6 protein-coding genes are annotated in these 10,153 nt (G+C 57.5%); 4 read left to right on the top strand and 2 right to left on the bottom strand.

Annotated features, from left to right (window positions below; translation table 11 throughout):
• Positions 1–19 precede the first annotated feature (19 nt).
• Complete coding sequence (locus AC1ROI_RS10580) at positions 20–931, top strand: SDR family oxidoreductase (RefSeq protein WP_010463212.1); 912 nt, start codon at positions 20–22, stop codon at positions 929–931.
• A 41-nt stretch (positions 932–972) separates the two neighbouring features.
• On the opposite strand, the gene AC1ROI_RS10585 is transcribed toward AC1ROI_RS10580, so the two are convergent.
• Together AC1ROI_RS10585 and AC1ROI_RS10590 are read right to left on the bottom strand one after the other, a co-directional pair.
• Entirely contained in the window at positions 973–1,233 is a 261-nt protein-coding gene (locus tag AC1ROI_RS10585) for a bacteriocin immunity protein (RefSeq protein ID WP_010463210.1), read from the bottom strand.
• A 1-nt stretch (position 1,234) separates the two neighbouring features.
• Complete coding sequence (locus tag AC1ROI_RS10590) at positions 1,235–3,442, bottom strand: pyocin-S2/colicin E7-DNase domain-containing protein (RefSeq protein ID WP_256580123.1); 2,208 nt, start codon at positions 3,440–3,442, stop codon at positions 1,235–1,237.
• A gap of 716 nt (positions 3,443–4,158) precedes the next feature.
• Between AC1ROI_RS10590 and AC1ROI_RS10595 the strand changes: the two genes are divergently transcribed.
• The 3 genes from AC1ROI_RS10595 to AC1ROI_RS10605 all read left to right on the top strand — a co-directional run bounded on the left by AC1ROI_RS10595 (position 4,159) and on the right by AC1ROI_RS10605 (position 10,039).
• On the top strand, positions 4,159–5,952 hold the full coding sequence (locus tag AC1ROI_RS10595) for a DUF1302 domain-containing protein (protein ID WP_102594600.1): 1,794 nt from the start codon (positions 4,159–4,161) through the stop codon (positions 5,950–5,952).
• A 23-nt stretch (positions 5,953–5,975) separates the two neighbouring features.
• Positions 5,976–7,343, top strand: coding sequence for a DUF1329 domain-containing protein (locus AC1ROI_RS10600; protein ID WP_102594599.1), 1,368 nt, complete (start codon positions 5,976–5,978; stop codon positions 7,341–7,343).
• Positions 7,344–7,483: 140 nt separating this feature from the next.
• Positions 7,484–10,039, top strand: coding sequence for a LuxR C-terminal-related transcriptional regulator (locus AC1ROI_RS10605; protein WP_102594598.1), 2,556 nt, complete (start codon positions 7,484–7,486; stop codon positions 10,037–10,039).
• Positions 10,040–10,153: the final 114 nt, after the last annotated feature.

The following is a 10,153-nucleotide window of genomic DNA, read 5'->3' on the forward strand; positions in this document are numbered from 1 at the left end:
GTCTGCTGGAGTTCCCCCCATGAATGAGTCTGTGCGCTTCGAAGATAAAGTTGTGATCGTCACGGGGGCCGGCGGTGGCCTGGGCCGGGCTCACGCGCTGCTGTTCGCCAAACAGGGCGCCAAAGTGCTGGTCAATGATCTCGGCGGCTCGGCGCAAGGGGAGGGCGCCAACGCCTCGGCAGCCGACCGCGTAGTGGCGGAAATTCGTGAGGCGGGCGGCATCGCCGAAGCCAACCACGACTCCGTTACCGATGGCGACAAAATCGTCCAGCATGCCCTCGACGCCTTCGGCCGCATTGATGTCGTGGTCAATAACGCCGGGATCCTGCGCGACAAGACCTTCCACAAAATGGACGACGCCGATTGGGACCTGGTTTACCGCGTTCACGTCGAAGGCGCCTACAAAGTCACCCGCGCCGCCTGGCCGCACATGCGCGAGCAAAACTACGGCCGGGTGATCTTCACCGCATCCACCTCGGGCATCTACGGCAATTTCGGTCAGTCCAACTACGGTATGGCCAAGCTTGGCCTCTACGGCCTGACCCGCACACTCGCCATCGAAGGTCGCAAGAACAACATCCTGGTCAATGCCATCGCACCGACGGGTGGCACCCGCATGACTGAAGGCCTGATTCCGCCGCAAGTGTTCGAGCAACTCAAGCCGGAACTGGTGAGCCCGTTGGTGGTGTACCTGGCCAGTGAAAACTGCCAGGAAACGTCCGGGTTGTTTGAAGTCGGCGGCGGCTGGATGGGCAAGGTGCGCTGGGAACGCAGCCTGGGCGCCGGGTTTGATCCGCGGGTGGGCTTCTCGCCGGAGGATGTGGCGGCGCAGTGGGAGCAGATTTGTGATTTCGAAGGGGCGGCGCATCCGAAGGACAATATTGAGGCGCTGAAGGAGATGATGGGGAATTTGCAGAGGTATTCGATTTAAGAGTGTAAGGGGAGCAAGCATGAATGCTTGCTCCCTTATGTTTATTCTTCGGGTTTGAAGCCTGGTTTGCCATTTATGTTTCGCCAAGATTTAACTTTCGCAACGATAGCTTCGGGTGTTGATTCTTCGTCTGAATCTGCGTAGTAAATCAAGTCGGATCCGTCGGGGTGCTCTGTTAGTTCTTCAAACAAAAGTACTGCATCAATCTGTTCCTTCTCTGTCGGGTATTCTGATTGGCAGATTCTGGAAACGAACTTAAGGAATTCTGTTTCGGTGTAGTCGGAGAGGTCAAAGAGGCTCATGTCATTTATCTCCTTTGTGTATTTCTGAGTGTCGTTTCGGGGTGACGATTCGGATGTTGTCCATGTCAAATATCTCGCCATCTTTTGAAATTTGGTTCACATGGTGTAGCTCAAGTTTTACTTGGCCACCTAATCTGTCCGCTTTACGAGAAAAAGGGGCTCGGCCGTAACTCATTTCTTGAACATTGTTGGCTGTGAATTGTGTCGCCAACTCCAAATCGTCTGAAACCGCTCTCCAGAGCGCTTCCCTGAACGCTCTGAAATTCGAAAACTCCCGTCCCCGAAGTTTATCCGCAATCTGCTTGGGAATCGGTGCACCTCCCGACCGTGACCTCGTCCCTAGCCAGATTCCTGAAACGAACTCTCCATTCCCGCTGGCAATACCAGGATCCTGCCGTCGATCCCTGAGCAGGGTGAAGATCGGTGGAAGGCCTGAGTCGATCGGAAAGACGGTGATGAATCCGCCAAACCCGTAGCGATCCAGCTCTGGAAATGGATTCACTCGTCCGGTGTTGGGAGTGACAGTAGCGCCTTCATAGATAGGCAGATCTGTTTCGGTCAGCGGAAGATCAGTCGAGGGGTTTATGGGTTCCACCAACGGTGTCCAGGTGATGACTGGACCGTTGGCGACAGTGCTGCCCGATACGTAAACATTCTTGCCAGCATCAAAGTGGGCCAGATTCACCGGCACACTGGCGGGAACTGTCACGCCGTCTGTGGTGACAACGACGATCTCAACCCTATGACCTATTGACTTCGAACCGAGGGTAACCGGCAGGTCGATTGTTCCCCCGGCGACTGCTTGTTCGTACAGATGGGCAGTTGGAACTGGCGAAAGTTCTGACAGCGGAACACTGACAGAAAACAGATCACCGTTACCTAGCCGTGATGGAGCGAAAAGGGCGGCGAATCCTACGAGAACTGGAGCGGCTGCTGTCGCAAGAGTTGCGGTGACAGCGGATACGGCTGTGCGAAGCGCGGTCTTTAACGCCAGAGAGGTCGCAGGGCTATTGCCGATAGTTCCGGTCGTGCCGGTAAACGCTGGGCCGAATGCTGCGGTCGAACCGACATTGGCAAACGTAGGGCTTTGCCACCTGGCCTCCGTTTCCTCTGACCCCGAGAGGCGGGCTTGCTCAAGTTTTCGTCGAGTCTCATCCTCTGCCGTCAGACGACCCTGTTGCCGCTCGCGCTCTTGCGCTTGCCTTTCCTTCAACTGCTGAACTATCAGATTCACCCGTTGAACGTGGCGTTGAGCCACGGCAGTAGCTGAATCAATGACTTTGAGGCGAGTCTCCAGACGCTGTCTTTCCGTCTCTAGCTGCCTTTGTATCTGCTCGATTTGCTGTTCCATTTCAGCTTGGAGACGAGCCTGTTCGGCTGCGAAATGCTGAGCAGCTGCTTTCGCATTAGCCTCAGCCTCGGCCAGGGCTGTATTCAATTCTGCAATACGTGCCTGTTCTTGAGCCTGAGCCTGAGCTTTCGCTTCAAGACGAGCCTGTTCCGCAGCGACCTGCTGCGCGTTTTCCAATGCTGCAAGTCTCTGTTGTTCTCGAGCCCGGATTGCTGCTTCCTCATTTACGCGTAGCAACTCTGCAGCTGCTCGCTGGGCTTGCTCATTGGCCTGCACAGCACTGAGGAAGTTCTGCACATTGACGTTTTGCTGCCTGAGCAATTCGAGACCTTGAGCCAACAATCTTGCATCGTGGGCCGCCCGAAGAGACTGAAACAACGCCTGCATGGCAGCGCCGTCCGGTGTAGGCCTCTTTTCGATAGTTGTAGCCTTCTTCATGAATTCGTTGATGTGCCTGTTAAATGGATCTCCTCCATAAAAAGAATGGGCAATAGCTGTTTTATTGTGGAACTCGGCTGTTTTTCGAGCAGTGAGTCTGTTTCGTACATCCAGTTCGCGAATTATCGATTGTGCAGGTGGAAGTGGATCAGTTGGACCCTCAAGCCGAGTGGCGGCCAGTTCATTTTCAATGGTTTGCGGCAATTGGCTGGACTTGGTTTGATATTCTTGCTCCAGCGCTTGGGAGGTGGCTTTAATGGTATTGAGATTTTGGTAATAAACAGGTATTCCGTGCCCGTGTGGACCCGTTGTGACAATGTTTGATGTTAGAGGCGCGGGTGTCATGTGGTCCGGAGCAACGCCTATCGTATGGATGGGCGTGCGAATATCAAGAGAACCTGGCCTTGGAGGCTTTTGCATATTCATATCCTTTTGAATGTGCATATGGATGACGTGTTGCCAGTCAGCCATTAAAAAATGGTTGTCGGTTATTGCGTCGTGCCATTAAAAATTACAACAGAAGTAGAAAATCTGGGTCCGAGACTTGCGTCAGACCTTACATATAAAGCAGCGAGAAATTTCGATGAGGCAGGAATAAAGGCAGGATTGTCTTTTGCGTAAAGAGATATTTCTTATGTTGTTATAGGAAATATCTTGTAGGAATGTCGCCCATAAAAAAGGCCGCTGCAAACGCAGCGGCCAAAGCAAGACGTTGGATCAAGGAGCTACAAATCAACGTCAGTGAACACAGGGCGATCAATCGAAAAAGCGTCGATTCATCTGGATTCTGTCGCCAATGGCGTGGACTGAACACGCGCCATCGTTTCCTGCTTTCTGGCGGTTTGCCGTGAAAGCCCGGCAAGAATAAGCCGTTGAGCTGAAAGGAAAAACAGCGATTCGCGACATGCACTGTTGCAGTCTGAGCAATAGTCCGACGCGCCACGTCCCCTGTAGCAGCTGCTGCCATGCATTCTGCTGATAGTCCCCCATCCAGCCCATCCATACCCGGCGCAAACCCCCGTCCCATCCGGCTATTCATCCTTTAGAGGTACACCACGAATACCTCCTTGGTGCGCTTATCGCTCCCAACGTGCGGCAGTAGGGTGGGGCCTTCTGTCACTCACCGGGGAAGACGCATGACAAAAACAACAATGCGCGCCATCTTCACACCGCAAGCGCTGGCCGCTGCGGTTGCCTTGGGCTGCTGTGCCCAGGCGCAGGCTGTTGCGTTCAACATTGGCGAAATCGAGGGTACGTTCGACTCCTCGCTGTCCGTCGGCGCGAGTTGGGGCATGCGCGATGCCGATAGATCTTTGGTGGGCACCGTCAATGGCGGGACCGGTCAGTCTTCGACCGGTGATGACGGCCGGCTGAACTTCAAGAAAGGCGAAACCTTCTCCAAGATCTTCAAGGGCCTGCACGACCTCGAATTGAAATACGGTGACACCGGCGTCTTCGTCCGCGGCAAGTACTGGTACGACTTCGAGCTGAAGGACGAAGACCGCGAGTTCAAGCCGATCAGCGACAGTGGCCGCAAGGAAGGCGCCAAGTCCTCCGGTGCGCAGATTCTCGATGCCTTCGTTTATCACAACTATTCCATCGCCGATCTGCCGGGCACCGTGCGCGCCGGCAAGCAGGTGGTGAGTTGGGGTGAAAGTACCTTCATCGGTAACTCGATCAACAGCATCAACCCGATTGACGTCTCAGCGTTCCGTCGACCGGGCGCCGAGATCAAGGAAGGGCTGATTCCGGTGAACATGCTGTTCGCCTCCCAGGGCCTGACTGATCAGCTCTCGGTGGAAGGTTTCTATCAACTGGAGTGGGACCAGACCGTCGTCGACAACTGCGGCACCTTCTTCGGCAACGACGTGGTGGCGGATGGTTGCAACAACAATTACACCGTCGGCAGTCCGGCGATTGCACCCTTGGCGCCCTTGGCATCGGCTTTCGGTCAGCCACTCCAGGTGACCCGCGAGGGCGTGGTCGTTCCCCGGGGTGGCGACCGAGATGCGCGGGATTCCGGGCAGTGGGGCACAGCATTGCGCTGGCTCGGTGACGACACCGAGTACGGCCTGTATTTCATGAACTACCACAGCCGCACGCCGACGGTCGGCACCACCACGGCCGGCCTGTCGACACTGGCCAGCCTGCCGGGGATGGTGAGTGTGGCCAACCGTCTGGCGCCGGGCAGCGGTGCGGGACTGGCGCAAAGCGTGATGCTGGGGCGCGGTCAGTACTACCTCGAATACCCGGAAGACATTCGCCTTTACGGCGCAAGCTTCTCCACTACCTTGCCGACCGGCACCGCGTGGAGCGGCGAGATCAGCTATCGGCCGAATGCACCCGTGCAGGTCAGCACCAACGACCTGACCCTGTCCTTGCTCAACCCGATTGCCGGTGGCGCTGCATCACCGATCGCCACCACCCCGGGTGCTGACAACAAAGGCTATCGCCGCAAGGAAATCACGCAGATCCAGAGCACCCTCACGCAATTCTACGATCAAGTGTGGGGTGCCCAGCGCTTGACCCTGGTCGGCGAAGCGGCGGTGGTTCACGTCGGTGGCCTGGAGTCGCGCAGCAACCTGCGTTACGGCCGCGACTCGGTGTACGGCCAGTATGGTTTCGGCGGCGATACCGACGGTTTCGTCACCTCGACCTCCTGGGGCTACCGTGCCCGGGCGATCCTCGATTACGCCAACGTGATCGGCGGGATCAACCTCAAACCCAACCTGTCCTGGTCCCATGACGTCGCGGGTTATGGCCCCAACGGGTTGTTCAACGAAGGCGCCAAGGCCGTCAGCGTCGGTGTCGATGCCGACTACCGCAACACCTATACCGCGAGCCTGAGTTACACCGATTTCTTCGGTGGTGACTACAACACCCTGGAAGACCGCGATTTCCTGGCACTGAGCTTCGGCGTGAACTTCTGATCTGGCTGAGAAGGATGAATTTGATGCGCAAGATGATTCTGCAATGCGGTGCCCTGGCCTTGAGCTTGCTGGCGGCCAACGTGATGGCGGCGGTGTCGCCGGACGAAGCGAACAAACTCGGTACCTCCCTCACGCCGCTCGGCGCCGAGAAGGCCGGTAACGCCGACGGTTCGATCCCGGCATGGACCGGTGGCATCCCGAAAAACGCCGGCGCGGTGGACAGCAAAGGCTTCCTGGCTGACCCGTTCGCCAGCGAAAAACCGCTGTTCGTGATCACCCCCGCCAACGTCGACAAGTACAAGGACAAACTCTCGGAAGGCCAGGTGGCGATGTTCAAGCGCTACCCGGAAACGTACAAGATCCCGGTCTACCCGAGTCACCGCACCGTGGCCGTGCCACCGGAAATCTACGAGTCGGCCAAGCGCAGCGCGCTGAACGTGAACAGCATCAACGACGGTAACGGCCTGGCCAACTTCACCGGCAACCGCTACTACGCGTTCCCGATTCCGAAGAACGGCGTGGAAGTGTTGTGGAACCACATCACCCGTTATCACGGCGGTAACCTGCGCCGCATCATTACCCAGGTGACGCCGCAGACCAACGGCAGCTACACGCCGATCCGCTTTGAGGAAGAGATCGCCGTTCCGCAATTGATGAAGGACCTGGACCCGGAAAAAGCCGCCAACGTGCTGACCTTTTTCAAGCAGTCGGTAACGGCGCCGGCGCGTCTGGCGGGGAACGTGCTGCTGGTGCACGAAACCCTCGATCAGGTGAAAGAACCGCGCCTGGCATGGATCTACAACGCCGGCCAACGTCGCGTGCGCCGCGCCCCGCAAGTCGCCTACGACGGGCCGGGCACTGCCGCTGACGGCCTGCGCACATCCGACAACTTCGACATGTTCTCCGGCGCGCCGGATCGCTATGACTGGAAACTGGTCGGCAAGAAGGAAATGTACATCCCCTACAACAGCTACAAACTCGACTCGCCAAGTCTCAAGTACGACGACATCATCAAGGCCGGTCACATCAACCAGGACCTGACCCGCTATGAGCTGCACCGGGTCTGGGAAGTGATCGGCACGGTCAAGCCGAACGAGCGGCACATTTACGCCAAACGCCACATGTACATCGACGAAGACAGCTGGCAAGTGGCGCTGGTGGATCACTATGACGGTCGCGGTCAACTGTGGCGAGTGGCCGAGGGGCACGCCCAGTATTACTACGATCACCAGACTCAGGCGTACACACTGGAAGCGCTCTACGACATCATTGCCGGTCGATACATTGCGCTGGGGATGAAGAACGAAGAGAAGCACAGCTTTGAATTCGGCTTCGAAGCCAAGGCGGCGGACTACACGCCATCGGCGTTGCGTGCCGAGGGCGTCCGGTAAGGGCGTTGATACATTCGCAGTGCAGAAGGCGACCGGTGGGTCGCCTTTTTTATGGCTGCCAATCAGCGTTCTGAATACTTCTCAACAAGCGGGTTGGAGAGGGCTAGGGTTGCCGGACAATTATAAATAGGCACGCCGCAATGACCGCCATGACCCCGTGTCTTGACCGTTCTGGATTCCTGCCCCGTCTGTCCTCTCATCACCTGTCGCGTGATCGATTGACCGGTCCCTTGCTAGCGTCCACGTCCCGGGTGAAATTACTCTGCGCGCCCGCCGGCAGTGGCAAGACTGCGCTGCTCGCCGACTGCCTTTTACAGGCGCCGCCGCCATGCAGGGTGTGCTGGTTGCCGTTATCTGGCATAGCGATGAGCACGGTGGATTTTCGTCAGCGAGTGGCAGAAGCGCTGGGGCTGGCTTCGGCAGAAGAGCCGGCGATGCTCGGTGCGCTGGCTCGATTGCAGGTGCCGACCTGGCTGTTTCTCGATGACTATTGCCGCGTTCCGAACCCGGAGCTCGATCAACTGCTGGATCGCATGCTGGCCGTCAGCAGCCCGGCGCTGATCTGGTGGCTGGGTGCCCGCCGTCGCCCGCAATGCAACTGGCCGCGGTTGCTGCTCGATGATGAATTGTACGAATGCGAGCGCGCCACGCTGGCCTTCAATCAAACGGAGATTGCCTCGCTGTTGCGCCACCTGACACCGGCCGATGCCAGCACCGCTGCCAGCAAGATTATCCAGCGCAGTGGCGGCTGGTGCGCCGGTGTACGCATTGCGCTGCTGCAAAAATGCGACTGGTCGCGCAACGACCCGTATCACAGCCGACCTGACACATTGCTCGATTACCTCGAACACGAACTGTTTTCCGGCCTGACCCCCGAGTTGACGGAAGCCTGGCGGGTACTCGCGCATTTGCCACGCTTCAACGCACGGCTGTGCGATCACCTGTTTGGCGCAGGGGAGGGCGCGCAATGCCTGAAGACGTTGCAGGATCTGGGGTGCTTTATCGAGCCCTGGCAGGACTCCGCCGACTGGCTGCAGATCTTCTCCCCACTCACGCAATTGATGCGCGATGAACAATGGCCGGCCGGACGCTCCTGGCATCGCCGTGCCTGTCAGTGGTTTGCCGCCGAGCAGGACTGGAAAGCTGCGTTCGAACAGGCCTTGCTGGCCGAAGAGTTCGAGGTCGCGGTCAGCCTGTTGCAGCATTTCAGTTTCGAGCATTTATTCGAGGAGCAGACCGTCGTGCTGTTGTTGCGGTTGTACGAGCAACAAGGTGACGCGCTGATGTACGGTTCGCCGCAACTGGTCGGGTTGATCACGGCGGCGTCGTTGTTTGCCGGGCGGTTTGAGCAAGCCGCCGATTGCATCGAGCAGTTGTCACGATTCATCCCGCAGCCCTCGGCGATTCTGCAGCGGCAACTGATCGCACGGTGGCAGGCGCAGCAGGGTTGGCTGCTGCATCTTCAAGGGCGGATGGACAGTTCAAGCGCGCATTTTCTCGATGCGCTGAATGTGCTCGGTCCTGACCTCTGGCCTGTGCGCTTGATGTGTCTGTCGGGTTTGACGCAACAGGCCCTGCTCAGGGGCGAGCTCGAAGTGGCGCAAGCCATCAATCGCGATGCGTTGTGCCTGGCGCGTGCGCAAGGCTCGCTGGTTTTCGAAGGGCTGCTGGAACTTGATCATGCGCAATTGCTGGAGCAACGTGGTGCTCCTCAGCGAGCCGACCATTTGCTCGCCAACGTTCAGAACATGCTCACTCAACAGCAGCGGCTTGCCGAACCCCTGCTGGGGCGAATTGCCTTGCACCGTGGGCGCTTGAGTTTGTGCCAGGGCTTGGATACGCAGGCTGTTGCGTGTTTCGAAGCGGGGCTGTCTATCTGTATGCGCAACCACGACAAACGGGTGCTTTACGGTTTCCTCGGTTTGGCGCAGGTGGCGGCCAATCAGCGCGACTATGCCCAAGCATTTGTCTATCTTCGCGATGCCGAGCGCTTGATGCAGCAACGGCAGATTCCCGACACCGTTTACCGCGGTGTGCTATTGCAGATCAGCAGTCAATTATGGCTACAGCAGGGGCGCCCGGAACTGGCCCATGAGGCGCTCAGTCGAGTACTGCGCCACTATCGTGGCCCGCATGCACGGCAGGCGCCTCCCGCGACCCTGATGTTGATCGCACGGATCGATTATCTGTTGGTGTTGGCAAAGGTCGACCTGCACCAGGCCAAAAACCCGCTGAGCCATTTCGCCGAGGCACTCGAACAATCGCAGCTCGCAGGCATGCTGGCGCTGGAGGTCGAATTGCTGTTCGGCGCAGCCGAAGTCGCGTGGCAGAACGGTGACAGCGTCGGTGCCCGAGATTGGTTGCGCAAAGGGTTGAATCTTTCTGAGCACCATGGGCTTCGCCAAGCGCTTGTTGAGTTGCAATTGCGAAAGCCTGATCTTCTGCCAGTACTGGATGATGGTTGGGATCGTTCGGAAAAAAATCTGCAGGTGAGTGAAGTCAATCCGCTTAGTCAGCGTGAAGTGGAGGTGCTCAAGCTGATTGCTCTGGGCAATTCGAATCAACAAATAGCCGAGCAGTTGTTTATCTCCTTGCATACGGTGAAAACACATGCACGGAGAATTCACGGGAAGTTGGGCGTGGAACGCCGGACTCAGGCGGTTGCGAAAGCCAAGAGTGTCGGTTTATTGGATTGAAGAGCGCAAAACTTTTTATTGAGGGGGGCGCCCACAGAGTGCGAATAGTCGGTTCTGTTTTACGTTGTTTTCAGGTTGGGAAAAATTGCACTGGGAGATGTTTCATCTTATATG

It is taken from the genome of Pseudomonas sp. GW823-FHT02C02, from assembly GCF_058797635.1.